Consider the following 25165-nt stretch of genomic DNA (forward strand, 5'->3'; position numbering starts at 1 on the left):
GACAAAATTCAACTTGGCCGGGACTGGATTTTTCAATGAAGTTGGCGGCTTCATTGATGGTCCAGTTCGTGGCTGAAGCAATTACTTTTGCTTTGTTCATTTGAATCTAGCTCCTTTTATTTGATTCATGTTTTCACTCCTATGCTGTATTTGTCCGTTGCGTAGGACTAACCAAGAAATTAAGCAGAATGTACTGCATTACGCTCACTACTCGAAACGCGTACTTGATCATCAAAAAAAAGAGTCCAGTTAAAATCAAGAACTTCTGCTATAGACTTAGCAGTTTGAACTCCCGCATTACGCTCGCCTTGTTCAATTGAAGCGTAAGTAGTTCGTGCGATCTTTGCTTTAGCAGCAACATCTTTTTGAGTTAATCCTTTGTTTAAACGATGACACTTTAACCATTCTCGCTGTTTTGATTTAGTGGCCATTCCTTTCACCTCCACTACTCATTTCGTGTCGTTGAATATAATATACTACGCATTTAGAGTATTGTAAACCCCTTCCCCTAAAAAAAAATACTCTTTTCGAGTAATTCAATATACTACGCTTATTGTGTAGTTATAATGTTCTTAGTGCCACAAAATGTGAGAGGCGATAAAATATGAACTTTTCAACCAAAATAAAGAAATTAAGAGAAGAAAAGAAGATGAAGCAACAGGAAGTAGCAGATAAGTTAGGTATTGCTCGTACAACCTACGCTTCATATGAGCAAGGGAAAAGAGAGCCAGATCATGAGACTCTAATAAAAATTGCTGACTACTATAACGTCACTATTGATTTTCTTTTGAGAGGAGAAAGCCAGGAGACACAAGATGAAATCTTCAACGAACAAGCAAGAAAGATTCTTGAAGATCCTGATACTCTGGTAGCTGCTGCTGATGGAAAGATAACAGCTTCAATTTTGGAAGCAGCTCAAAGAATTATTGCTGAGCAATTAAAATCAGGTAGACAACCCGGAGATATAAAAAACGGGAACAAAAAATAATTACATAACGATCTCTTTATCTTTATTTATTATTATTGTTTAGTTTAGTTTAATTAATGCTGAACACTTCGCCTCAAAATTTGAGGTAAACTATTCAGTTGAAACCATTTCAACCTCAATTTTTGAGGTGATCCATGAGGTTATTTCTGCATTCAACCGCAAATTTTGAGGTAAAACATTCAGGGTTTTTCACTCAGATTTTAGAGAGAAAAAGTAAAAAAATCCTTTATTTAGACGATACAAAGAAAGAGATTGCACTTCATTATAAAAGGGGAAATTACAATTGAAAAAATGGTTATTAGGTATTGGAGCATTGACTCTTAGTTTTTCTTTAGCTGCATGTAGTTCTGACTCTTCAAGTAGTAATGAAAAATCTTCTTCAAGCAAGACAAGCTCACTTAGTGCTGAGGACCAGTTTAAAAAAGATGCAAAATCATATGCCTATGAAAAAGTAAATAGCGCCGGCATTAAGAAAGGGACAAAAATTGTCATTGAAGGCGATGTTACTTATGCAGATAACGTCAATGATGATGGGGATACAGTTTCTAAAAATGTTGAGTTTACTGTAAGTAAAAATAGCGATGGATCTGAAGTTTACACAGTAAGCAATAAAAGCGCTGATAAGTTCAAACTAAACGATACCGTTAAAATTTATGGTACATATGAAGGCAGAGCTGAAGGAAGTGCCCTTCCTAAAGTGAAAGCCGTTTACGTTGAAAAAATTGATAAAGAAAAAGAGCAAGCTAAACAAGATGCTGCACTAAAAGAACAGTTTGAAAAAACTGGCGAAGGTGATATTGAAGGACTGGGCCACGTTAAAGATATCGGCGTTGGATATAACGACGAAGTCGGAATTGACGGTAAAGACACTCCTATAAAACCTGTTACGATGGGCAGCATGAAGCTTTATATTAACAGTGTCGACGTTCTCGAAATTCAACCAGATGATGATGCAAAATCACTTTATTTTAATGATCAAGATAAGGTTCGGGCTATTGTTGTCGATATGAAGGCCGAAAACACTTCTTCTAAGGACGTAACGTTTGACCCTAACCAAGCTGTTATTGTTACAAATACAGGAGAACAGCTTGAATCTGAAATGGGATTAATGGGTGAAGTAGGCGGAGACTTCTTAGGAAAAGTTAAAAAAGAAGGCCAGGCATGGTGGATACTTAAAGATAATTCAAAAGATATCACTAGTTTGAAAATGATTATTTCTCCTCCAAGTGATGCAAAAACCTATGATGATTTAGGAAGCGAGAAAAGACTAGATTTTGATATCTTGAGTTTTGAAGAAGCTAAGAAAAAAGATTCAAATTAAATTGAGCCCCTAAAGGGGGCTTTTCTTTTCGCTAAAAAAGGAACATATGTTTGTTCACCTTCGACAAAATAGGTGATAAGATACAATAAAGACCATGATAAAAGTCACATATTTGGTTATTTAAGGGAGGTTTCATCTTTGAGATACACTAACAGCCATTTAGAAGATTGGATTGAACAGCTTTACAGGGAGATCAATATTACAAAGCCACATGAGATTAATTTTGATAGAATTGCTCAGGCCTTGGACATCTTAATTGTTTACAATCCGGAAACGAGTTTTGCTCTGCGATTCAACGGCATGTATACAATTTCTTTAGATTCACGAAAGACACGACAGGAACAGTGGCTGGATTTTGCTCATGAGGTTTGCCATGATTTTAGACACATGAACGATGATAAGATCATGCCTGCTTCGTGGAAACGATATTTAGAGTACCAGGCCAATTATTTTGCGTATCACTTTTGTATACCTACTTTCATGCTCCGAGCAATGGACATCCCCCGTAATCTATACGACGCAGTTCAAGTCATTGCCGATGCCTTCAAGGTTCCAGATTCATTTGCGATGACCCGCATCAATATGTACTTCAATAAAAAACGACTCATCATATAAAAAAAGAGCCTCTAAAGGGCTCTTAGTTTGCGACCGGTATGCATACCATTTGAAATATGGTTTCGAACGGTTTTCTCACTGATAAATAGCTCGCTTGCAATCTCCTTTGTTGTCTTATCTTGAACGAGCAATTCGAACACTTCTCTTTCTCTTTTCGTTAGCAGCGGCTTCGATTGAAATTCTTTCTCCTTCAAGTATTGTAACCCTCCTTGCTAAGGTGAGAGCGAATCAGAAACGAATGGGTTTTGATATAGTCGAGATATCATATGTAAGAAGGGCGCAGGAGGTGACGTTTACAAGATAATTAGTTTATCGTGTATGAAGAAGCGTTTCTTTCTCCTCATCTGTCCAGCTGACAGCCTTGCCGCTTTCCTTTGAGACTTGAACCATCACGACTGCCCCGGTGAAGCAGGGCTCGCCTTCGAGGTTCTCTCCGAGATAGTGCAAGGTAAGAGATGAACTGCCGACTGCGCTTGTTTTCACATAGATGCGCAACTCTTCATAAGGCATGACTTGGCGCAAATAATCGCATTGCTGGCTTGCCACGACTGTCATGGTCTGTTTGTTTTCACTCATCATATTCAACTTTTTAAAATAAGAAATCCGCGCCTCCTCAAAATATATAAAAGGGGTTACATTATTCATATGCCCAAACATGTCTGTCTCCGAAAATCTTACGGATACCTCATTGAAAAAAGAAAAGGATGTTTTCCATTCTTGAAACGGCATATCAATATAAGCGGGAAGCTTCATCTTTTTTCATCTCCTTATTGTTTAAAAAAACCTCTCCCATGCGGAAGAGGTTTTTCTTCTTATACTCTGTCGCTTCCGAAGAAATTGCGGAACGCTTGTAAGTTTGTATCTCTATTCAAGGCTGCAATCGAAGTGGTAAGCGGAATCCCCTTCGGACAGGATTGAACACAGTTTTGCGAGTTGCCGCAATCTGCAAGGCCGCCTTCATCCATTAATGCTTCTAATCGTTCAGATTTATTCATGGCGCCTGTCGGATGCGCGTTAAACAGGCGGACTTGCGACATCGGTGCAGGCCCCATGAACTTCGATTTGCTGTTCACATTCGGGCAAGCTTCGAGGCAGACGCCGCATGTCATGCATTTTGATAATTCATATGCCCATTGACGGCGTTTTTCCGGCATTCTCGGCCCCGGTCCTAAATCGTACGTACCGTCAATCGGTATCCACGCTTTTACTTTTTTCAATGAATCAAACATTCTGCTGCGATCAACCTGCAAATCACGAACAACTGGGAATGTTTTCATTGGTTTTAAACGGATCGGCTGTTCAAGCTGGTCGATAAGCGCCGTGCAAGACTGGCGGGGTTTTCCGTTTATGACCATTGAACATGCGCCGCATACTTCCTCAAGACAGTTCATATCCCATGTGACAGGGGTTGTCTTCTCACCTTTGACATTAACCGGATTCCGGCGGATTTCCATCAGAGCGGAAATGACGTTCAGATTCGGGCGGTATGGAATCTCAAATTCTTCATCGTAAGGCGTGCTGTCGGCTGTATCTTGACGTGTGATAATAAATCGTATGGTTTTTTGTTCACTCATGATTATTTCGCCACCTTCTTCTTCGAGTAATCCCGTTTCCGAGGCGTTATCAGTGATACATCGACATCCTGATACTCAAATTCCGGCGCTTCATACGGGCTTACATGTTTAGCCATTGTTGTTTTGAGCCATTCATCATCATTACGTTCAGGATAATCCGGTTTATAATGGGCGCCCCGGCTTTCATTACGGTTGTATGCGCCAAGGGTAATCACCCTAGCAAGCTGAAGCATGTTTGAGAACTGGCGTGTGAACATCGCTCCCTGGTTGCTCCATTTTGTCGTGTCATTGATGTTGATCTTTTTGAAGCGCTCCATTAACTCCTGAATTTTGTCATCCGTTTTCAAAAGCTTGTCATTATGGCGGACAACCGTTACGTTCGCCGTCATCCACTCACCGAGCTCTTTGTGAAGAACATAGGCATTTTCGGTTCCGTCCATACTCATAATATCAGCCCATTTTTCTTCTTCTTTCTTAACGTGAGCGTCGAATAAAGATGAAGACATGTCTTCCGCTGAAGATTCTAAGCCGTTTACATATTTCACCGCATTCGGACCGGCCACCATGCCTCCGTAAATCGCAGACAGCAGGGAGTTCGCTCCCAAGCGGTTGCCGCCGTGCATAGAATAATCACATTCCCCAGCCGCAAACAGTCCAGGGATATTTGTCATTTGATCGTAATCCACCCATAAACCGCCCATAGAATAATGGACCGCCGGGAAGATTTTCATTGGGAGCTTACGCGGGTCGTCTCCCATGAATTTCTCATAAATCTCAATGATGCCTCCAAGCTTAATATCAAGCTCTTTCGGATCTTTATGAGACAGATCGAGATATACCATGTTTTCACCGTTAATGCCAAGCTTCTGGTTCACACACACATCAAATATTTCGCGTGTCGCAATATCACGCGGCACCAGGTTTCCGTATGCCGGATATTTTTCCTCCAGGAAATACCATGGTTTGCCGTCTTTATATGTCCACACGCGCCCGCCTTCACCACGCGCTGATTCACTCATCAGTCTTAATTTGTCATCGCCCGGTATGGCTGTCGGGTGGATTTGAATGAATTCTCCGTTTGCATAATACGCTCCCTGCTGATAAACGATTGACGCAGCAGATCCTGTATTAATCATGGAGTTCGTTGATTTTCCAAAGATGATTCCCGGTCCGCCCGTCGCCATAATGACAGCGTCTGAACGGAAGGATTCAATTTGCATGTTTGTCAGGTTTTGTGCAACAATTCCACGGCAGGTTCTGTCATCATCTAAAACAGCGCCAAGGAATTCCCAGCCTTCGTATTTTGTGACCAGACCCGCAACTTCGTATCTGCGCACTTGCTCGTCCAGTGCGTAAAGCAGCTGCTGTCCCGTCGTCGCACCAGCATAAGCAGTTCTGTGGTGCTGTGTACCCCCGAATCGGCGGAAATCAAGCAGGCCTTCAGGCGTCCGGTTAAACATGACGCCCATCCGGTCTAATAAGTGGATGATTGAAGGCGCCGCTTCACACATCGCCTTGACCGGCGGCTGGTTGGCAAGAAAGTCTCCCCCGTATACCGTGTCATCAAAATGTTCCCACGGAGAGTCACCTTCCCCTTTTGTATTGACCGCTCCGTTTATGCCGCCTTGCGCACAAACCGAATGAGAACGTTTGACAGGAACGATGGAAAACAACTTAACCGCCATTCCTGATTCCGCTGCTTTAATTGTCGCCATGAGGCCGGCAAGACCCCCGCCGACTACGATAATGCTTGATTGACTCATGATAGCCCCTCTCCCTCTAGTAATCTAGTACTCTTAAACAAATGCGAAAATCGCTTTTAAGCCTACGTATGACAGTGCAACAAAAATAATCAGCGTAACGTATGTCGAAATTCTTTGAGAACGAGGCGTTACCGTGATGCCCCAAGTAACAGCGAAAGACCATAAACCGTTCGAGAAGTGGAAAATTGTTGATAAAACACCGACAATGTAAAAACCAAGCATAGCCGGAGAGCTCAAAATATTCGCCATCATGTCGAAATTGACCTCAGCACCCATTTGTGCGGCAATGCGGGTTTCCCACACGTGCCAGCTGACGAAAATGAGGGTGATGATACCGGTTACACGCTGCAGGACGAATAGCCAGTTTCTCATGTAGCTGTATTGGCCGGCGTTATTTTTCGCAGTAAACGCTATGTACACACCATAAACTGCATGATAAATTAATGGTAAGAAGATAATAAAAATTTCCAAGGCATACCTGAAAGGCAGGCTATCCATAAAATGAGCAGCGCTATTGAATGCTTCAGCGCCCCTTGCGGCAAACTGGTTGACGACTAAATGCTGAATAAGAAAGATGCCGACCGGTATGACGCCAAGCAAGGAATGCAATCTTCGAAAATAAAACTCTCTGTTCCCAGACATTACTTTACCCCCTGTTTGATAAGTGCGAAATGTGCTAAATCTCTTCCCCCACTTCTTTCAATTGTAAGCACTTTATTAAGATTTATTGACAATTTCATTTTACTCCTCCCTCAAAAGGGCGTCAAGAAAACGCGTACATAAATTATAATTTTCCGAATTGATTAGTTGATTGAAAAATTTTATTTTATCAATATATATTTCTTGCTTAATTTTTCATAAGAATTACAGGATCATTCTGTAATCCTCCCCCCTGTTTGAGCTATAATATACGCAGGAGAGAGGGGAGACAGTTATGAAGTCTAAATTTGAAGCATCTATTGACAACCTAAAAGAAATTGAAATGAACGCCTATGCCTACGAACTAATACGAGAGATCGTTCTCCCAGATATGCTTGGCCAAGATTACTCTTCCATGATGTATTGGGCAGGAAAACATCTCGCCCGTAAGTTTCCTCTTGAATCATGGGAGGAATTTCCGGCCTTCTTTGAAGAAGCGGGCTGGGGAACCCTCACCAACGTAAGCGCTAAAAAACAGGAGCTTGAATTTGAACTTGAAGGGCCGATCATTTCCAACCGGCTTAAACATCAGAAAGAACCTTGCTTTCAGCTGGAGGCTGGTTTTATCGCTGAACAAATTCAATTGATGAATGATCAGATTGCCGAATCATATGAACAAGTGAAAAAGAGAGCCGATAAAGTGGTTCTGACTGTGAAATGGGATATGAAAGACCCAGTGTAATCAAAAAGGCGGTGACTGCATAGTCCCGCCTTTTTGATTGTCATTACACAGCTGAAGGGTGTTTTGAAAGCTCAAATGCATCGTGAAGCGACTCGACTGCTTTCACCATGTCATTTTCGCTTACGACTGTTGACACTTTGATTTCAGATGTGCTGACCATTTTGATTAAAATGTTTTTTTGCGCCAGTACAGCAAACATTTCAGCCGCTACACCGGGATTTGAGACCATGCCGGATCCAACAATAGATACTTTAGCCAATTTGCTTTCTGTCTCGATTTTCTCAAATTCCAGCGCGTCTTTATACTCTTCAAGCACCGCAACGGTTTGGTCTGCATCTTCTGTTTTGACAGAGAAGGAAATTCCAGTCTTGTCCTCGGCCTGCGTTTGGATAATGATATCCACGTTTATGTTTCTTTTGGCAAGTGTTGTAAAAATAGTAGACAAAGTTGTCAGGCCGCTAGTCAGCCCGTAAATGGTTACTCTTGTGATTTGATCTTCAAATGCAATGCCTCTGACAATTAAATTCTGTTCCATGGATGATTCCTCCTCAATTAATGTTCCCGCTTCGGTTTCTGTACTTGAACGCACTTCTAACGGCACTTGGTAATTTTTCGCGAACTCAACTGCTCTCGGATGAAGAACACCGGCGCCTAAATTGGCAAGCTCAAGCATTTCATCGTATGAGATGCCCTCAAGTTTTCTCGCTGATTTCACATAGCGCGGATCGGTTGTAAACACGCCTGGCACGTCTGTGTATATGTCACATTTATCAGCTTTTAAAGCGGCAGCCAAAGCAACTGCTGTTGTATCTGAACCGCCCCGGCCCAATGTCGTAATTTCACAATCCTCTGTCATGCCTTGGAATCCTGCAACAATGACAATTTTTCCTTTTTCAAGCTGGTCTGCTAAAACCGAAGTGTCGATATCTGTAATTCTGGCGTTTCCGTGAATGGCCTCCGTACGGATTCCCGCCTGCCAGCCAGTATAAGACACAGCGTCATAGCCTTTTTCCTGCAATGCCATTGAAAGGAGTGAAATCGTGACCTGCTCGCCTGTCGCCAGCAGCATATCCATTTCGCGTTTGCTCGGCTGGTCAGAAATAGCTTTTGCAAGGCTGACCAATTCGTCAGTGGATTTTCCCATTGCTGAAACGACGACAACGACTTGATGGCCTTTCTGTTTTTCTGCAATTGCGCGGTTTGCCGCATTTTGAATTTTTTCGACTGAGCCGACGGAAGTGCCTCCGAATTTTTGTACAATAAGACCCATGTATTACCACCCTTTACATTTTGGTTCGTGCGGGTGAGGAGAAAGAGCGCTTTGTCCACAATAAAAAAAGCAATGAGAGGAATACTCTCATTGCTTATCAATTAATCATCATAAATGATTATGAACAACGAGATAGCCCTCCAAGAAAATGATTTCTTGACAGCCTTACATTTATTCAATGCACGGCCAGCAAATAATACCGATGGGGTTTTATTTGCTTCGGCGACGCTCCCCTTTCAGCCTTTTTCACAGAATCCATCTTTCTCCAAAGGCATACTCTTGAAGTTCGCACCTCTATCTTCACCATATAACACGATCTAACTATGAAATTAGTTCACATTTTATCAGATCTTATTTAAAAGGACAACATTATTTTTGCAATTTGTCGTAAAGGAGCTGAGCCGCCGCTGTGGGAACACCGGCTTTTTTGATGTCCTCAAGGCTTGCTTCCTTCATTTTTTTAACGGAACCGAAATGCTTTAACAGCATTTTCTTTCTTTTCTCTCCGATACCCGGGATGTCGTCCAAAACGGATTGAAACGCGCTTTTTCCGCGGATTTGCCTGTGAAAACTGATTGCAAAACGGTGCACCTCGTCTTGAATGCGCTGCAGGAGGTAAAATTCCTGGCTGTTTCGTTCCAGATACACTACCTCCAGCGGCTCACCGATCAGTAAATTTGAGGTTCTGTGTTTTTCATCTTTCGCTAGACCGGCGATCGGGATATCCAAGCCGAGTTCATTTTCAATGACATCCCTTGCTGCGTTGATCTGCCCTTTTCCTCCGTCAATGATAATCAGATCGGGCAGCGGCAGATTCTCACGAAGCACTCTCGTATAGCGTCTTCTGACAACCTCTCTCATAGAACCGTAATCATCCGGCCCTGTAACAGTTTTGATTTTATATTTGCGGTATTCCTTTTTATATGGTTTGCCATCGATAAACACAATCATCGCGGAAACCGGGTTTGTCCCCTGTATATTTGAGTTATCAAACGCTTCAATTCTGTGCGGCGTATAAATATTTAATGCCTCACCTAGTTTCTGCACTGCCCCGATTGAACGCTCCTCGTCCCGTTCGATTAAAGAGAATTTTTCTTTCAATGCGATTTTCGCATTTTTATGGGCAAGCATGAGCAGTTCTTTTTTCGGGCCTTTTTTCGGCTGGTGAACGTTTGTTTCCAGCAGCTGCTCGATCATAGATTGATCTACGCTGTCCGGAACTAAAATCTCCTTCGGAAGGAAGTGGTTGTTTTTTGAATAGAACTGCCCGATGAACGTGAGGAACTCTTCATCTGCTTCCTGATAAAGCGGGAACATGCTGACATCGCGTTCAATGAGCTTTCCTTGGCGGATGAAAAAGACCTGCACACACATCCAGCCCTTATCGTACGCGTACGCGAACACATCACGGTCGACTAGATCGTTCATCGTCATTTTTTGTTTTTCCATCGTTGATTCAATATGGGCCATTTGGTCACGAAGCTCTTTTGCTCGTTCAAACTCAAGATTCTCAGCAGCTTCATGCATTTTCTCTTCAAGCTCTTTTTTGACCTCATTATAGCCGCCCCTTAAGAAACGTGTAATGCTTTCAACCAGCTCTCTGTTCGTCTCTTCGGAAATATCCTTTACACACGGAGCGAGGCATTGGCCCAGATGATAGTAAAGGCACACTCTGTCCGGGAGCTTGGAGCATTTTCTGAGAGGATACAGACGGTCGAGCAGTTTTTTTGTTTCCCTTGCTGCCTGTACATTCGGATACGGCCCGAAATAGCGCCCTTTGTCTTTTTTGACATTGCGGGTGACAATCAGCCTTGGGTGGCGTTCATGGGTGAGTTTTATGAAAGGATAGGTTTTGTCGTCTTTGAGCATGACGTTGTATTTCGGATCATGCTTTTTGATCAGATTCATTTCTAAAATAAGCGCTTCAAGATTGGAGGACGTCACGATATATTCAAAATCCTCGATTTCCGTCACAAGCCTTTGGGTTTTCGCGTCGTGAGAACCGGTGAAGTAGGAGCGCACTCTGTTTTTCAGCACTTTTGCTTTCCCTACGTAGATCACAGTCTGCTGCCGGTCCTTCATGAGATAACAACCCGGTTGATCAGGAAGGAGGGCGAGTTTTTCTTTCAGTTGTTTGTTCATATGTTACCCTTCCTTATGTTTAATCCTTTATTTCCAGTTTAACACGAACGTTTGTTTTTCTCTATGGTTCACAATTGGCGAATAAAAAAAGCGATCCCTCAATCGGAATCGCTCTGGCATGTAAGCAGCGGAAAATTAAAGATGTTTGTTTACAAGCTCTTGAAGCGCTTCTTTTGGTTTGAAGCCGACTGAAGTTTCAACTACTTCGCCGTCTTTTAACACAAGAAGAGTCGGGATGCTCATAACGCCGTATTTTCCGGCAGTTTCTTGGTTTTCGTCTACATCGATTTTTACGATTTTCAGTTTGTCTCCCATTTCTTGATCCAATTCTTCAAGAACAGGTGCAATCATTTTACAAGGTCCGCACCAAGGAGCCCAGAAGTCTGCCAGTACGACGCCTTCGCTTGTTTCAGCTGAGAAAGATTGATCAGTTGCTTTTACGATAGCCATTATTGAATTCCTCCAATGTGAAATGATGATTTTTAGTATAGCATCTCCCATTCGTTCACGCTATTTTAATGCTTACAAATTATTTTTTCCTGATCACAGCCGGTTTACTCATTTTTATATGGTTGAATGGGATATGCTCTTTTTTTAAAACACAAATCTGATAATGGCCCCGATCACTACAATTGCCCCAATAATCATTAAAATGGTACGAAGCATAAGATCACATCTCCTCTTCACTGTCATGTACTTTACCATGCCCTGCCGGAGCTGTTTTAAAACCTGAAAAAGAGCGCCGGCATGAAGCTCCGGCGCTCTTGCGCGATTAAGAATCAGCACGCAGCGTAAGTAAGACGACTGACATTGGCGGGAGTTTTACTTTCAGTTTGTTTTTGCTGAGCGTGTATTGTCTGAAGGATTCCGGTTTGACATGATGAGGATCGTCAAACGTGTTATGCTCATTCATTTTTTCTGCCGTAAGAATGACTCCGGAATGGTCCGCTGCCTTGTGTAGGCCCCTCAGCTCGATTTCCGCCTCTGCCTTGTTTTGGTGATCGATGTTGCAAATTGTGATATTGATATCGCCTTCAGCTTGTTTCGACGCTGAAATGCTGATTTGCGGAAGCGTTTCACCGTTCCATTCATAGTCGGCAGACATTGTCTCTGTGGCTAAAAGAGAAGCGTCCTGATGCACCTTAAACATATTGAATACATGGTACGTCGGTGTCAAAAGCATCCGCTCTCCCTCAGTCAAAATCATCGCTTGCAGAACGTTTACTGTTTGGGCGATGTTGGCCATTTGCACCCGGCGGCAATGTTGATGGAAAATGTGGAAATGAGAAGCCGCCACCAGTGCATCACGAATGGTGTTTTGCTGATATAAGAAACCGGGATTCGTGCCTGGCTCGGGATCAAACCACGTGCCCCATTCATCAATAATCAGCCCGACCCGCTGCTCCGGATCGTACCGGTCCATAATCGTGCCGTGTTTTTGAATCAATTCATCGATGTATTTGGCTTTTTTCATCGTAATAAACCATTCATCTTCCGTGAATTCTGTAGCTGATCCTTTGCCCTTCCAGAAATCCCCCGGAATCGTGTAATAATGAAGACTCAACCCGTCCATCAGGCCAGCGGCTTTTTTCATAAGCACGTCCGTCCAATTAAAATCATCCACATTTGCGCCGCCTGCAATTTTATAAATGTCATTCCCGCTGTAATTGCGGACATAAGTCTGAAAACGCCGGTACAGATCTGCGTAGTATTCGGGATGCATGTTGCCGCCGCAGCCCCAGTTTTCATTGCCCACGCCGAAATATTTCAGCTTCCAAGGCTCTTCTCTTCCATTTTGCTTTCTCCAGTCTGACATCGGCGTGCCTTCTTCAAATGTCATATACTCAATCCACTCCGCCATTTCCTGAACGGTTCCGCTTCCGACATTGCCGCAAATATATGGCTCGCATTCAAGCAGCTCGCAAAGCATCATAAATTCATGCGTTCCGAATTCATTTGATTCAATTGTACCGCCCCAGTGAGTGTTCAGCATTGTCTTACGGTCACCGACACCGTTTGCCCAATGGTATTCGTCCGCAAAACACCCGCCTGGCCACCTGAGGACAGGGATGTGCAGCTGTTTGAGCGCCTCCAGCACGTCCTTTCGTATCCCGTTGATATTGGGGATGTCTGAGTCCGTTCCGACCCAGATCCCCTCATAAATCCCTCTTCCTAAATGCTCAGCAAAATGACCGTATATATTTTTGTTAATTGTTCCTTTTACGATATCTGTTTGAATCACTGCTTGATGTTCAGACATGCCTCTGATCATTCCTTTCATACGGATATGAAAAGCACCACAGTCAAATATGTGATCTGTCTTTTGCCTGAGGAGTCAGCATGAATGTAAGCGCTTTTAAAGTAACCATATTATATATGTTCGTACATGTCAACGTCATTTTCTATAGTTTTTATATTTGTACGTATGTATTTATAAATATGAAAAAATCCCGAACTTTTAAAGTCCGGGATTTCCTTTATGAGTGTATATTCAATTGTTTGAATTCCTCAGTTAATAACGGGACAACTTCAAATAAATCACCGACGATGCCGTAATCCGCTATTTTAAAGATATCGGCTTCGGGGTCTTTATTGATGGCGACGATCACCTTGCTGTTTGACATGCCGGCCAAATGCTGGATGGCGCCGGAAATGCCGCATGCAATGTACAAATCCGGAGTGACGACTTTCCCCGTCTGCCCGATTTGGAGAGCATAATCGCAATAATCAGCGTCACATGCCCCGCGAGAAGCCCCGACTACGGCCCCTAGCACCTCTGCAAGCTCCTGCAGAGGCTGAAATCCCTCCTTGCTTTTGACTCCTCGGCCGCCCGCAACGATAATTTTTGCTTCGGAGAGATCAACACCGTCAGCTGTTTTTTTCACGACCTCTTGGATAACAGTGCGGAGGTCAGTAAGAGAAACATCAATGCTTTCGATGCTCCCCGATCTGCTGGTGTCTTTTTCTGAAGCTTGAATGTTATTGGGGCGAATTGTTGCAAAGATCATCGGATCGGTTGAAATGACGCGTTCAAAAGCTTTCCCCGAGTAAATCGGCCGTGTGAACATAACATTTCCTCCGGTAACGCTTACATCTATAGCATCAGAAATTAAGCCTGTTTGCAGCCGGGCAGCAAGCTTCGGTGAAAGATCCTTGCCCATTGCCGTATGCCCGAAGATGACTGAATCAGGATTTTCTTGCTCGATAACACCTCTCATGACCTGGCTGTACCCGTCTGCCGTGTATGTTTTCAGCTTCGGGTCCTCAGCGGTAAGAACTTTATCTGCTCCGTAATGAATAAGCTCTTGTGCAATGCTTTGTACATTTTCACCGATGAGAACACCGATGACTTCCCCATCTCCTGAAATGGTTCTTCCTGCAGCTATTGCTTCAAAGGTGACATTTCGCAATTCCCCATCGCGTATTTCTCCAAGCACGATCACTTTTTTTCCCATTCTAACATCCCCCTGTTTCTTTGAATGTCCAAGTTTTAAATGACTTTAGCTTCGCTGCGGAGCAATGAAACAAGCTCTTTTGCCTGTTCAGCAGGCTCACCTTGGAGAAGCTTCCCGGCTTCTTTTTTCGGCGGCAGAAAACGTTCAATGGTTTTCAGCTTTGGTTCAGCATCCTCTTCGTCCAGATCAAGATCATCAAGTTCAAGCTCTTCAAGCGGCTTTTTCTTAGCCTTCATAATTCCCGGAAGCGATGGATAGCGCGGCTCGTTTAAGCCCTGCTGAGCTGTGACAAGCAATGGGAGCGTCGTTTTGATTTTTTCAACATCCCCTTCGACGTCCCTTTCTGCTTCTGCATCAGTGCCGTTGATTTCGAGTTTGGTGATCGTAGTGATACACGGAATGTCCAGTAGCTCGGCAAGCCGAGGCGCCACTTGTCCTGATCCTCCGTCAATGGCAACATTTCCGCCGAGAATCAAATCAAACTCCTGATCCTTCATATAGTGGTATAAAACTTGAGAAATGGAATATTGGTCGGGTTCTTCAAGATCATCTTCTATGTTGATTAAAACAGCTTGGTCACAACCCATGGCAAGCGCCGTACGCAATTCTTTCTCCGCTTCTTCACCGCCGACCGTGACAGCGGTGATCGTGCCGCCATGCTTTTCCTTCAGCTGGATGGCTTCTTCTATCGCGTACTCATCATATGGATTAATGATCCATTCCGCTCCGTCATCCTGAATCTTTCCTGTTTCAATGACGATTTTTTCTTCTGTGTCAAACGTCCGTTTCATCAGTACAAATAGATTCATGATCATATCCCCTTTTATTCGCCTTTGAACTGAGGCTTTCTTTTTTCGAGAAATGCCTGGATGCCTTCCTTGGCGTCCTCTGACTCAAATGCTTCCCCAAATCGCTTTGCTTCAAGCTTTAAGCTGCCTTCATAGGAATACACCTTGTTGGAATAAAGAAGTTCAAGCAAAGATGCCAGCGTTTGCGGGCTTTTCTCTGCAAACTTAGCGGCAAGTGCTTTTGCTTTTTCAATCACTTCTGCCTCATCTTTCGCTCCAATTGAGACAAGTCCGAGATCAAGCGCTTCTTTTCCGGATATCGGTTCTCCTGATCCGATGAGCTCCAGTGCTTTGGCTGTACCGACATATCTCGGAAGGCGCTGTGTCCCCGCAAAACCTGGAATGATACCGAGATTAAGCTCCGGGAGCCCCAGCTTAGCATCTTCTGCCGCGATTCTGATGTGACAGGCCATTGCAAGCTCCAGCCCGCCTCCGAGAGCAGCGCCGTGAATCGCTGCGATAATCGGTTTTGGAAAACTTTCGATTCTCTCCATTAACTGCTGGCCGCGCTCAGCGAGCAATGAGGAATCCTCATTGCCTTTAAGCGATGTAAATTCTTTAATATCAGCGCCGGCTGAGAAAAATCTTCCCTCGCCGTGAATGATAATGCTTCGTACGCCTGCATCTGTCTCACATTGATCAAGACAGGAAGACAGCTCTTCTAATATCCGGCTTGAAAGCGCGTTTGCCGGCGGATTGTGAATCGTCAAGACTGCCACAAATTGATCAACCGCAAGTGAAATTGCATTCATAGGACAGAACTCCTTTACTTATTGTGAATTCCGGATACCAATAATTCTAAAACGCTGTTTGAAAGCGCAACGAGATCGTACTTTTGGTCATTCATCACCCAAGTTGTCACAGTTTCGTCAATCGTTCCAAAAATCATCTGCCGGGCGAGGCGGACATCGAGGCCTTCTTTTATTTCGCCTGATTGTATACCTTCCGTCAAAATGCCATCCAAAATATTTAAGTAGCCTTTTAATATTTCGTTGATTTTTTGGCGCAGCTCCAAGTTGGTTTGGCGGAGCTCAAGCTGCGTGACAATGGCGAGATTATGGTCACCCGCTAAAAGGGAAAAATGCTTTGAAATCACAAGCGCCAATTTCTCTTTCGCTGTTGCTTTTTCTTTAATGTCCTCTTCCATCCGCTCAATAAATTGACCCATTTTTTCTTTGAAAAGAGAAATTAAAATATCTTCTTTGTTTTTAAAATAGAGATAGATGGTGCCGTCCGCTACCCCGGCTTGTTTGGCAATTTTGGATACCTGTGACTGGTGGTAGCCGTTTTCTGCAATGACTTCTACTGCTGCATCAATAATCTGCATATACTTTGGCCGTTTTTGCTTCAATGTTCATCGTTCCTTCCTATAGAAATGAATGACTATTCATTCATAATTTCATGATAAGAAGGATTTTCAGGTTTGTCAAGTTTATTCATAGGCGTTCTCTTTTTTTATTTGATATGATGATTTTCGGTTTCTTCTTCAAGTAAACGCCTTCTTAAAATTTTTCCCACCGCCGTTTTCGGCAGCTCCTTTCTGAACTCATAGGCTTTGGGCACCTTATAGGGAGCTAGACGTGATCTCGCAAAAGCGTCCAGTTCTTCTGTATCGGCTTTTGCGCCTTTCTTTAATACGACAAATGCTTTTACTGTTTCTCCCCTGTAGGAATCGGGAACGCCTGCGACAACAATTTCCTGGATGGCTTCATGTTCATAAAGCGCTTCTTCTACCTCACGCGGGTAAATATTGTAACCGCCGGCAATGATGATATCCTTCTTCCTGTCAGCAATATAGAAAAAGCCTTCTTCATCCATATAGCCCATGTCCCCGGTGAACAGCCAGCCATCTCTCAGCACTGCGGCGGTTTCCTCTGGTTTATTCCAGTATCCTTTCATGACTTGCGGACCTTTTACAATGATTTCTCCATGCTCATACGGAGCGGCAAGCTCACCCGTCTCTTCAGAATAGATCGCAGCGTCCGTACTCGGCCAAGGACAGCCGATACTGCCCGGCTTGTTTTTTCCCCAGATAAAGTTGGCGTGCGTCACTGGGGATGCCTCAGACAAACCATAGCCCTCCACAAGCTTTCCACCAGTCACCTTTTCAAATTTCTGCTTTACCTCCACGGGGAGCGCGGCTGATCCGCTAAGACAGCTTTTAATGGATGACAGATCATAATGCTGCAATTCAGGGTGATGCAAAAGGCCAATGTAAATTGTCGGTGCGCCAGGAAAGAGCGTCGGTTTGTGTTTGTCGATGATTTTAAGTGTTTCGAGCGGATCAAACTTAGGAAGAAGAATCATTTCGAAGCCTAGTTTAATCGAATAGTTCATGACTGCCGTCAGTCCGTAGACATGAAAAAATGGAACGATGCCCAGCACTTTTTCAGCGCCTTCTTTCACGTCATACATCCAAGCGGCGCACATTTCAGTATTTGCCAAAATATTTTGGTGCGTGAGCATGACCCCTTTTGGAGCTCCGGTTGTTCCTCCGGTATACTGGAGGACAGCGATATCATGCTCAGGATCGATCTTCGGGATTGTCAGGAGTTCAGTTTTTTCCTGCTTCATACTGGAAGCGAACGTGTGAATGTTAGCTGTTTTGTCAAAGTCGATATGCACTTTTTGTTTTTGCGTCAGCGGGTAAAGAATATTTTTCGGAAAAGGCAAATAGTCTTTTACACTGGTTATCAAAATCTGGTCGACTATTGATAACGTTTTCATTTTTATTGCCTTCGGGAAAAGCAAATCTAAGGTGATGATTACACTTACCTGAGCATCTCTAAGCTGGTATTCAAGCTCATGCTCGGTATAAAGCGGATTCGTCTGCACCACGATGCCACCGGCAAACAAGACGCCATAATAAGAAATCACTGTTTGCGGGCAATTGGGCAGCATAACAGCCACTCTGTCTCCTTTTTGCAGGCCATTGCACTGCAAAAAAGCTGCAAGTTTAAGAGCATCCGTCAGAATGTCATGAAAGGTGAGTTTTTTTCCATAAAACGATATTGCGGTTTTATCAGGGAATCGTGCGGCGGAGTCTGTCAGGATGGATTGCAGGGTTTTATTCGGCAACGGAAGCTCATGCGGGATATCGTTGGGATACTCGGCAAGCCACGGCTTTTGAGACTGCATAAAACCTCCCCCTTTCGATTTTAGAGTTCCACCTTATCATTATAGCAGATGGACGGCAAAAAAAAGAAAAAGAAAGGTAAATCTTTCTTTTTCTCATAATATGAACAGATATATAAGACCAATTAACAAAAAGATTCCCGCCGCGGCGAGCAGTACTTTTGCAAGCTTTTCCATTTATTCTCCGTCCCCTTATATTCCGGCTGCCACCACAAATGAAAGCCCGACAGAAATGACAAATGAAATAAAGCCGACAGCCCGGTTATCATTTTCGATTTCCTGATCAATTTTAAACCGCGGAGTCAAAAACTCAAAAATAAAGTAGCTGATCAGAAGCATAACAAACCCGTAAACGCCCCAGCCGATCATTTGCAGCAGCGAATTATGCTGAGAGATGGAATGCTGAAATACGTTTGCGATCCCCAAAATTTTTCCGCCGGTCGCCATTGCCACCGCAAGATTTCCTTTTTGAATCTCTTCCCAGTTTTTATAAGCCGTCACCAGCTCAAACACAGTCAAAAAGAGGACGAGGCAGAGAACCGCGACACTGTAATATGCCGCGATTTCCACAAGCTCGTTTTCCCAAAAATCACTCATGGCCATACTCCCTTTTATTTTAGTTCAACAACCGTAACGCCTGATCCTCCCTCACCTGCTTCACCGAAACGGGAACTTTTGACGCTGCGGTGGTTTTTCAGAAGATCCTGTACGCCTTTTCTTAAAGCGCCGGTTCCTTTTCCGTGGATGATTGACACTCTTGGATATCCGGCTAACACCGCATCATCCAAGTATTTTTCAACCCGGCTGAGGGCATTTTCATAGCGTTCGCCGCGAAGATCAAGTTCAAGCGATACGTGATAGTCCTTTCCTTTGACCGCTGTAATCATTTTTTCTTTTTTTGGCTCCGGAGCTGATTTGATAAACTCCAAATCTTTTTCTTTTACTTTCATCTTTAAAATACCGATTTGAACGTTCCATTCATTGCCGCCTGTTTTTTCGAGCAATGTTCCTTTTTGCCCGAAAGTGAGGACTTTCACCTCGTCGCCAGGCTTAAAGTCGCGTTTTTGCGTTTTCGGCTTTTCCGGTTTCTTGGACTTTTCAAAAGCAGGCATAGCGCCTTCTAACCGTTTCTTCGCGTTAATCAGCTCGTGATCCTTGAAGGATTTGTGTTCTTCTTTTATGGAGCGCAATTCATGAATAATGTCCTCGGCTTCTTTCATTGCCGCTTTTACTTTTTCAGCAGCCTGCTGTTCTGCCTCTTCAAGCATTTTGTCTTTTTTGCTGTTAAGCTCGATGATTTGCTGCTGCAGCTCTTTATGCAGTTTTTCCGCTTCTTTTCTGATTGATTCTGTCTCAGAAAGCTCTTCTTCCGCACGTTTTTTGCTTTGTTCCAGCGACGCAATCATCGTATCGACTTCGTTATGCTCGGCCGTCATTTCTGACTTCGCCTGCCCGATGATATGGTCCGGGAGCCCGAGGCGTTTTGAAATTTCGAAAGCATTGCTTCGACCCGGCACACCAATTAAAAGTTTATAGGTCGGTGACAGCGTTTCGATGTCAAATTCAACGCTGGCATTCATGACGCCTTCTCTGTTATAGCCGTACGCCTTCAATTCCGGATAATGCGTCGTAGCTAACACTCGTGCATTGGTGCGATGCACGTCATCCAAGATGCTCATGGCGAGGGCCGCCCCCTCCTGCGGATCTGTCCCTGCACCAAGTTCATCGAAAAGCACAAGGCTGTTTTCATTGACCTGTTCTAAAATGCCGACAATATTCACCATATGGGATGAGAACGTACTTAAACTTTGCTCAATCGACTGTTCATCACCGATATCAGCGAATACGTGCTCAAATACTGCCGCTTCTGACCCTTCATCTGCCGGGATATGAAGACCTGACTGCGCCATTAAGGTTAGCAGGCCTAACGTTTTAAGGGTGACTGTTTTCCCCCCGGTGTTTGGCCCTGTGATGACAATGGTTGAAAAATCGCGGCCAAGCTCGATGTCATTGGCAACAACCTGATCAGGCGGAAGCAATGGATGGCGGGCTTTTTTCAAACGGATAAAGCCGGTGTCGTTCATAATCGGTTTTGTCGCTTTAACCGCTTTTGCATATCTAGCTTTTGCAAAAATAAAGTCAAGCGTCTGCAGCACTTGCAAATCTAGAAATAGCTCCTCTGTATACTCTGCCGTTTTCTCTGTCAGCACACGCAAAATCCGTTCAATTTCTTGCTTTTCTTTCACTTTCGCCTGCTGAAGGGAATTGTTCATATCTACAATCGCCTGCGGTTCAATGAATAGTGTCGCACCAGAGGATGAGGTGTCGTGCACAATTCCTCCATAGCTGGATCTGTACTCCTGTTTGACCGGGATCACAAAGCGGTCATTCCGAATCGTAACAATCGTATCAGACAGCATTTTCGATGCGGAAGAGGAACGCAGCATCGACTCTAACCGGTCTCTGACTCTTGATTCGAGTGTTCTGAGCTGTGTGCGGATTCCTCTTAATGTTTCCGATGCATGATCAAGCACTTCTCCGTGATCATCAATGCAGGAATTAATGTCCCGCTCTAAATCGGACAGCGTGATAAGCTGTTCAGCATGCTGATGGATCAGCGGAATGTCGACACCGTCTTCAGCCATTTGCGTGATAAAATGTTTCATTTGTTTAACTGCATAAAGCAGGCCTGAGATTTCAGTGAATTCAGAAGGACTGAGAACGCTGCCGATTTCCGCCCGTCTTAACGCTCCTCTGATATCTACAAGGCCGCCAAATGGCGCTTGGCCTCTCAGCCGGATAATGTCAGAAGCTTCGTCTACTTCATCCAGCTGTTTTTTGATTTCGTCTATAGAAGCAGAAGGCTTAAGCTCGAGAAGCATTTCTTTTCCGAGCGATGAAGCGGCATGCCCAATAACCTGTTCTTTCACTTTATGAAATTCAAGAGCTGATAATACTTTTTGCTGCACGATTGTGTGAGCCTCCTTACTTAATCGTTGCGCTTCAGAAATGCCTCTACGTCTTTAAGCGACCGGGCATTCAGAACGTTTTTCGTTTCCGTCCATCCTTTGCGCGCGGCAGTAACGCCAGTTTTCATATCGTCTAACATCTCAATATTATGGGCATCAGTATTAATCACCAATGTAACCCCTTGTTCGTTTGCTTTCATTAAATGCTCTGTGCGCAGATCAAGGCGCGCAGGGTTGGCATTGAGTTCAAGCGCCGTATTTGTTTTCCTCGCAAGCTCAATCAGCTGATCAATATCGATTTCGTAACCGGCCCGTCTGCCGATAAGGCGCCCGGTCGGGTGTGCGATAATGTCAACATGCTTGTTTGTCAGTGCCGTCTCAAGCCGTTTCATAATCACGTGTTCCGGCTGATTAAAACTGGAATGAATCGATGCAATAACGATATCCATTTCCGCAAGCACATCGTCATCATAATCGAGCGTACCGTCAGGCAGGATATCCATCTCAACGCCTTTCAAAATACGGAAGTTTTCAAACTCTGCATTCAGCGCGTCAATTTCTTTTGCCTGCTGCTTAAGTCTTTCTGCAGTAAGCCCGTTGGCGACCTTTAAATATTGTGAGTGATCGGTGATCGCCATGTATTGATAGCCTTTTTTGATGCAGGCTTCAGCCATCTCTCTGATCGAAAATGCGCCATCGCTCCACGTTGAGTGCATGTGGAGATCACCTTTGATTTGCCCGAGCTCTATCAGTTCAATGCTGTCGCTGTAGGTTTCCACTTCCTGTCCGCTTTCACGAATTTCCGGCGGAATCAGCGGCAGGCCGAAGTGCGCATAAAATTCACGTTCACTCGGAAATGTTTTGATCTCTCCGGTTTCAACTGTCTCAACGCCGTATTCACTGATCCGCTCGCCGCGTTCTTTGGCGATTTGGCGCATCTTAATATTGTGATCCTTTGATCCCGTAAAATGATGGAGTGTTGTCGGAAACTGCTCTTCCGTCACAAGACGGAAATCGACGCTTGTTTCATATTCAAAGGAAAGGATGACGGACACCTTCGTATCTCCGCTTGCGATCACGCTTTTGATGTTTGGCAGCTCAAGAAGCTGCTCTCTTACTTCAGCCGGATGATCTGTAGCAATGATATAATCCAGATCCTTCACCGTTTCCCGCGCTCTGCGGAGACTTCCGGCACGAGAAAATTTGATGATATGCGTAAATTGAGAAAGATGCTCCTCAATTTCCCGCGCGATCCGGAGGGCGTAGCCGATCGGGAACCGTTCAGGCTGTTTTCCGGCTTCCCCGAGCGCCTGTAATATTTTTTCTTCCGATTTTTTGCCGAAGCCCGCAAGACCCTGGACCTTTTGCTGCTCACAGGCTTCCTTCAGAGATTCTGCATCGTGTACGCCGAGCTCTTTATACAGCTTTGCGATTTTTTTGCCGCCGAGCCCCGGCAGCTTCAATAAAGGCACGAGTCCTTCCGGCACTTCTTTCTGAAGCGATTCGAGCGTGCTTGACTTTCCTTCATCTATATACTCTTTAATGACGCTGTACGTTCCTTTTCCAATGCCGGACAGCGACATCATATCGTCCATTTCTGATAAGCTTCGGTCGTCCTGTTCCAGAGCTGCCGCCGCTTTTCGGAAGGCGGATACTTTAAACGGGTTGTCCCCTTTGAGTTCCATATAGACTGCAATGGTTTCAAGCAGCCGGATAATATCTTTTTTATGCATATCATAACCCCCAGACGTTCACATATGTTTCCATCATACTTGAAAAAAACTTCTCCGGACAAGAGAAGTTTTTTTATGCCCCGTACTGTGTCCACAGCTCTTGTAGGAGCCCTGACAAGTATGGTGTATGGTTAATGATCACATTTGCGAGAGACGATTGCCCCATCATTTGCTGCAACGCGTCTACCGGCAGAACGGATGCGACATACAGCAGCACAAATGTAAATAAATAGACTTCTAGAAAACCGAGAACGGCTCCCAGCATCTGGTTGATTTGTTTAATCACCGGAATGCCGGCTACAATACTCAGGAACGAGCCGATGATTCTCAGTAAGATTTTAGCAATGATAAATAAAACGATAAACGCAATCGCATTATAGTACGCTGCTTCCAAATTCCCCGTAAAAAAAGAAAGAGCCGGCTGTCCCGCTGAAAAATCGGGTGCGGGAATCCAATGTAAATGCGGTGCCACGTTTTTATAGAATAAAGCCGCAAAGGCAATTGATAAAATAAAGCTCGTCAAGCGGATAAACTGCAGGATAAAACCGCGTTTTAACCCCAGTAAAGTCCCCATCAGGAGCAAGATTAAGATGATGATATCTAGCATAGTTGTTCAATCCTTTTCTTTAAGCTGACGCTCCAGTTTTTCACATTTCTCTTGTAATTTGACATAATCGTGCACCACATTTACCGCTGTCAGCACTGCAAGTTTATTTATATCAAGGTATGGATTTTTTTCATTGATTTCTCTCATTTTATCATCAACAATTCCGGCGACATACCTCATATGGGCTCTGCTTTCTTCACCGACAATCGTGAAGTGCTGGCCGTAAATGTCAACGGTTGTTTTTGTTTTTTTGCCGTCAGACAACGTTTCTCCTCCATTCCGCGAGAATCCTAGTTCTTATCATAACACGTTTATTAAATGAATGGAAAGACGAGCCTCCCGCTGTTATGATACACTGGTATATACAGCGAAAAGTGTAAAAAAAGGAGATTATTACGTGTCCCATTCAGTGATAAAAGTATCGTTGTCTGCTATTGACCAAATGAAAATGACATACAGCGGTTCGCTTACAGCCTCTGTTCCGCAGGGAGCCGTTTTTCAGGCGAAACCGCCCGGCTGTACCATTACAGCATATCAATCCGGTAAGGTCTTGTTTCAAGGCAAAAACGCAGCGGCAGAATCCGCGCGCTGGGGAACAGCAGAGCCGGAAAAGAAGAAAATGGCCAAAAAGCCGGCTGATCCCCGCTATGCCCCTCCGGCAGATATCGCCGGAATGTCTGTTATCGGTTCTGACGAAGTCGGAACCGGAGATTACTTTGGCCCAATGACGGTTGTATGCGCGTACGTCGACAAAACCATGCTTCCTTTAATGAAGGAACTCGGTGTTAAGGATTCTAAAGATTTAAAAGATCCGCAAATCATCGAGATTGCCCGAAACCTGATCAAAACTATTCCATATAGCCTGCTGGTTTTAAAAAATGAAAAGTATAACAGCATGCAGGAAAAAGGCATGAGCCAAGGGAAAATGAAAGCATTGCTGCACAATCAGGCGATCACCCATTTATTAAGGAAAATGGATGGAATAAAGCCTGAGGCCATTTTGATTGACCAATTCGCTGAGCCAGGCGTCTACTTCAATCATTTAAAGGGCAGAGACATTGTGAAGGAGCGGACCTATTTTAGCACAAAAGCTGAAGGTATTCACCTGGCTGTCGCCGCTGCTTCAATCATTGCAAGATATTCATTTTTAATGGAAATGGATAAACTGTCACGCGAGGCAGGAATGACACTTCCGAAAGGAGCCGGTCCGCACGTTGATGAAGCGGCCGCCAAGCTGATCCTCAAAAAAGGGGCATCTGCACTCAGAACCTTTACAAAACTCCATTTCGCCAATACGCAAAAAGCGCAGCGCCTTGCTGATAAAAAACGCTCATAGAAAAAAGCTTGCAGATTTCTCTGCAAGC

Annotated in this window: 25 protein-coding genes and 1 riboswitch; of the genes, 5 read left to right on the forward strand and 20 right to left on the reverse strand. The window is 44.1% G+C overall.

Annotation, left to right across the window (positions count from 1 at the left end; all coding sequences use genetic code 11):
* Positions 1-179: 179 nt before the first annotated feature.
* A complete protein-coding gene (locus tag MKY10_RS15005) occupies positions 180-431 on the reverse strand; it encodes a helix-turn-helix transcriptional regulator (protein ID WP_041850205.1) in 252 nt (83 codons plus the stop codon).
* A 173-nt stretch (positions 432-604) separates the two neighbouring features.
* On the opposite strand from MKY10_RS15005, the gene MKY10_RS15010 reads away from it, so the two are divergent.
* From MKY10_RS15010 to MKY10_RS15020, 3 genes are all read left to right on the forward strand, one after another.
* Positions 605-988, forward strand: a complete 384-nt coding sequence (locus MKY10_RS15010) for a helix-turn-helix transcriptional regulator (protein ID WP_032722318.1) — start codon at positions 605-607, stop codon at positions 986-988.
* Positions 989-1271: 283 nt separating this feature from the next.
* Positions 1272-2309, forward strand: coding sequence for a hypothetical protein (locus MKY10_RS15015; RefSeq protein ID WP_134982347.1), 1038 nt, complete (start codon positions 1272-1274; stop codon positions 2307-2309).
* 138 nt (positions 2310-2447) lie between these two features.
* Entirely contained in the window at positions 2448-2924 is a 477-nt protein-coding gene (locus tag MKY10_RS15020) for an ImmA/IrrE family metallo-endopeptidase (RefSeq protein WP_134982346.1), read from the forward strand.
* Between the two features lie 11 nt (positions 2925-2935).
* Here the strand turns inward: MKY10_RS15020 and MKY10_RS15025 are convergent, their stop codons facing one another.
* From MKY10_RS15025 to sdhC, 5 genes are all read right to left on the reverse strand, one after another.
* Positions 2936-3118, reverse strand: a complete 183-nt coding sequence (locus MKY10_RS15025; protein WP_032722321.1) for a LuxR C-terminal-related transcriptional regulator — start codon at positions 3116-3118, stop codon at positions 2936-2938.
* 115 nt (positions 3119-3233) lie between these two features.
* On the reverse strand, positions 3234-3677 hold the full coding sequence (locus tag MKY10_RS15030; RefSeq protein WP_015251520.1) for a thioesterase family protein: 444 nt from the start codon (positions 3675-3677) through the stop codon (positions 3234-3236).
* A gap of 59 nt (positions 3678-3736) precedes the next feature.
* On the reverse strand, positions 3737-4498 hold the full coding sequence (gene sdhB / locus MKY10_RS15035) for a succinate dehydrogenase iron-sulfur subunit (RefSeq protein WP_003229569.1): 762 nt from the start codon (positions 4496-4498) through the stop codon (positions 3737-3739).
* Between the two features lie 2 nt (positions 4499-4500).
* The gene (gene sdhA, locus MKY10_RS15040) at positions 4501-6261 is read right to left on the reverse strand and encodes a succinate dehydrogenase flavoprotein subunit (protein ID WP_003229567.1); all 1761 of its coding nucleotides are present in this window, start codon (positions 6259-6261) and stop codon (positions 4501-4503) included.
* A 33-nt stretch (positions 6262-6294) separates the two neighbouring features.
* A complete protein-coding gene (sdhC, locus tag MKY10_RS15045; protein WP_003222512.1) occupies positions 6295-6903 on the reverse strand; it encodes a succinate dehydrogenase cytochrome B558 in 609 nt (202 codons plus the stop codon).
* Between the two features lie 292 nt (positions 6904-7195).
* Here sdhC and MKY10_RS15050 point away from each other — a divergent pair, with 292 nt between their 5' ends.
* Positions 7196-7642, forward strand: a complete 447-nt coding sequence (locus tag MKY10_RS15050) for a YslB family protein (RefSeq protein ID WP_003222508.1) — start codon at positions 7196-7198, stop codon at positions 7640-7642.
* A 43-nt stretch (positions 7643-7685) separates the two neighbouring features.
* On the opposite strand, the gene MKY10_RS15055 is transcribed toward MKY10_RS15050, so the two are convergent.
* The 14 genes from MKY10_RS15055 to zapA all read right to left on the reverse strand — a co-directional run bounded on the left by MKY10_RS15055 (position 7686) and on the right by zapA (position 24065).
* On the reverse strand, positions 7686-8912 hold the full coding sequence (locus tag MKY10_RS15055) for an aspartate kinase (protein WP_003229564.1): 1227 nt from the start codon (positions 8910-8912) through the stop codon (positions 7686-7688).
* Positions 8913-9037: 125 nt separating this feature from the next.
* Positions 9038-9217, reverse strand: a riboswitch (Lysine riboswitch).
* A gap of 64 nt (positions 9218-9281) precedes the next feature.
* Positions 9282-11054, reverse strand: coding sequence for an excinuclease ABC subunit UvrC (gene uvrC, locus MKY10_RS15060; protein WP_044052482.1), 1773 nt, complete (start codon positions 11052-11054; stop codon positions 9282-9284).
* Positions 11055-11189: 135 nt separating this feature from the next.
* Positions 11190-11504 (reverse strand): thioredoxin, encoded by a 315-nt coding sequence (trxA, locus tag MKY10_RS15065; protein WP_003222500.1) that lies wholly within the window; start codon positions 11502-11504, stop codon positions 11190-11192.
* 322 nt (positions 11505-11826) lie between these two features.
* Positions 11827-13314, reverse strand: a complete 1488-nt coding sequence (gene abfB, locus MKY10_RS15070; protein WP_048654963.1) for an alpha-L-arabinofuranosidase AbfB — start codon at positions 13312-13314, stop codon at positions 11827-11829.
* Between the two features lie 217 nt (positions 13315-13531).
* A complete protein-coding gene (etfA, locus tag MKY10_RS15075; protein WP_048654944.1) occupies positions 13532-14509 on the reverse strand; it encodes an electron transfer flavoprotein subunit alpha in 978 nt (325 codons plus the stop codon).
* Positions 14510-14544: 35 nt separating this feature from the next.
* Positions 14545-15318 (reverse strand): electron transfer flavoprotein subunit beta, encoded by a 774-nt coding sequence (gene etfB / locus MKY10_RS15080; protein WP_014480500.1) that lies wholly within the window; start codon positions 15316-15318, stop codon positions 14545-14547.
* A gap of 14 nt (positions 15319-15332) precedes the next feature.
* Positions 15333-16109, reverse strand: coding sequence for an enoyl-CoA hydratase (locus MKY10_RS15085; protein WP_003229549.1), 777 nt, complete (start codon positions 16107-16109; stop codon positions 15333-15335).
* Between the two features lie 14 nt (positions 16110-16123).
* A complete protein-coding gene (fadR, locus tag MKY10_RS15090) occupies positions 16124-16708 on the reverse strand; it encodes a fatty acid metabolism transcriptional regulator FadR (RefSeq protein WP_015251515.1) in 585 nt (194 codons plus the stop codon).
* Positions 16709-16812: 104 nt separating this feature from the next.
* On the reverse strand, positions 16813-18495 hold the full coding sequence (lcfA, locus tag MKY10_RS15095; RefSeq protein WP_015251514.1) for a long-chain-fatty-acid--CoA ligase LcfA: 1683 nt from the start codon (positions 18493-18495) through the stop codon (positions 16813-16815).
* Between the two features lie 189 nt (positions 18496-18684).
* Entirely contained in the window at positions 18685-19089 is a 405-nt protein-coding gene (locus MKY10_RS15100) for a DUF350 domain-containing protein (RefSeq protein WP_003237674.1), read from the reverse strand.
* Between the two features lie 14 nt (positions 19090-19103).
* Positions 19104-21461 (reverse strand): endonuclease MutS2, encoded by a 2358-nt coding sequence (locus MKY10_RS15105; protein WP_015251513.1) that lies wholly within the window; start codon positions 21459-21461, stop codon positions 19104-19106.
* Between the two features lie 20 nt (positions 21462-21481).
* A complete protein-coding gene (gene polX / locus MKY10_RS15110) occupies positions 21482-23194 on the reverse strand; it encodes a DNA polymerase/3'-5' exonuclease PolX (RefSeq protein WP_003229538.1) in 1713 nt (570 codons plus the stop codon).
* A 73-nt stretch (positions 23195-23267) separates the two neighbouring features.
* Entirely contained in the window at positions 23268-23801 is a 534-nt protein-coding gene (locus MKY10_RS15115) for a CvpA family protein (RefSeq protein WP_003229537.1), read from the reverse strand.
* 6 nt (positions 23802-23807) lie between these two features.
* The gene (gene zapA, locus MKY10_RS15120) at positions 23808-24065 is read right to left on the reverse strand and encodes a cell division protein ZapA (protein ID WP_003229534.1); all 258 of its coding nucleotides are present in this window, start codon (positions 24063-24065) and stop codon (positions 23808-23810) included.
* A gap of 133 nt (positions 24066-24198) precedes the next feature.
* Between zapA and rnhC the strand changes: the two genes are divergently transcribed.
* Positions 24199-25137 (forward strand): ribonuclease HIII, encoded by a 939-nt coding sequence (gene rnhC / locus MKY10_RS15125; protein ID WP_015251512.1) that lies wholly within the window; start codon positions 24199-24201, stop codon positions 25135-25137.
* Positions 25138-25165 lie beyond the last annotated feature (28 nt).

The sequence above is a fragment of the Bacillus sp. FSL P4-0290 genome (genome assembly GCF_037975435.1).
GTDB classification, from domain to species: Bacteria; Bacillota; Bacilli; order Bacillales; family Bacillaceae; genus Bacillus; species Bacillus subtilis.

Excerpts from the sequence above, each read along its gene's own strand:
- MKY10_RS15100 (WP_003237674.1), bottom strand. The coding sequence starts at position 19,089 with ATGAGTGATTTTTGGGAAAACGAGCTTGTGGAAATCGCGGCATATTAC.
- trxA (WP_003222500.1), bottom strand. The coding sequence starts at position 11,504 with ATGGCTATCGTAAAAGCAACTGATCAATCTTTCTCAGCTGAAACAAGC.
- MKY10_RS15030 (WP_015251520.1), bottom strand. The coding sequence starts at position 3,677 with ATGAAGCTTCCCGCTTATATTGATATGCCGTTTCAAGAATGGAAAACA.
- sdhC (WP_003222512.1), bottom strand. The coding sequence starts at position 6,903 with ATGTCTGGGAACAGAGAGTTTTATTTTCGAAGATTGCATTCCTTGCTT.
- MKY10_RS15085 (WP_003229549.1), bottom strand. The coding sequence starts at position 16,109 with ATGAATGCAATTTCACTTGCGGTTGATCAATTTGTGGCAGTCTTGACG.
- etfB (WP_014480500.1), bottom strand. The coding sequence starts at position 15,318 with ATGAATCTATTTGTACTGATGAAACGGACGTTTGACACAGAAGAAAAA.
- abfB (WP_048654963.1), bottom strand. The coding sequence starts at position 13,314 with ATGTCTGAACATCAAGCAGTGATTCAAACAGATATCGTAAAAGGAACA.
- MKY10_RS15005 (WP_041850205.1), bottom strand. The coding sequence starts at position 431 with ATGGCCACTAAATCAAAACAGCGAGAATGGTTAAAGTGTCATCGTTTA.
- MKY10_RS15050 (WP_003222508.1), top strand. The coding sequence starts at position 7,196 with ATGAAGTCTAAATTTGAAGCATCTATTGACAACCTAAAAGAAATTGAA.
- etfA (WP_048654944.1), bottom strand. The coding sequence starts at position 14,509 with ATGGGAAAAAAAGTGATCGTGCTTGGAGAAATACGCGATGGGGAATTG.
- MKY10_RS15010 (WP_032722318.1), top strand. The coding sequence starts at position 605 with ATGAACTTTTCAACCAAAATAAAGAAATTAAGAGAAGAAAAGAAGATG.
- MKY10_RS15055 (WP_003229564.1), bottom strand. The coding sequence starts at position 8,912 with ATGGGTCTTATTGTACAAAAATTCGGAGGCACTTCCGTCGGCTCAGTC.
- uvrC (WP_044052482.1), bottom strand. The coding sequence starts at position 11,054 with ATGAACAAACAACTGAAAGAAAAACTCGCCCTCCTTCCTGATCAACCG.
- lcfA (WP_015251514.1), bottom strand. The coding sequence starts at position 18,495 with ATGCAGTCTCAAAAGCCGTGGCTTGCCGAGTATCCCAACGATATCCCG.
- sdhA (WP_003229567.1), bottom strand. The coding sequence starts at position 6,261 with ATGAGTCAATCAAGCATTATCGTAGTCGGCGGGGGTCTTGCCGGCCTC.
- sdhB (WP_003229569.1), bottom strand. The coding sequence starts at position 4,498 with ATGAGTGAACAAAAAACCATACGATTTATTATCACACGTCAAGATACA.
- MKY10_RS15115 (WP_003229537.1), bottom strand. The coding sequence starts at position 23,801 with ATGCTAGATATCATCATCTTAATCTTGCTCCTGATGGGGACTTTACTG.
- polX (WP_003229538.1), bottom strand. The coding sequence starts at position 23,194 with ATGCATAAAAAAGATATTATCCGGCTGCTTGAAACCATTGCAGTCTAT.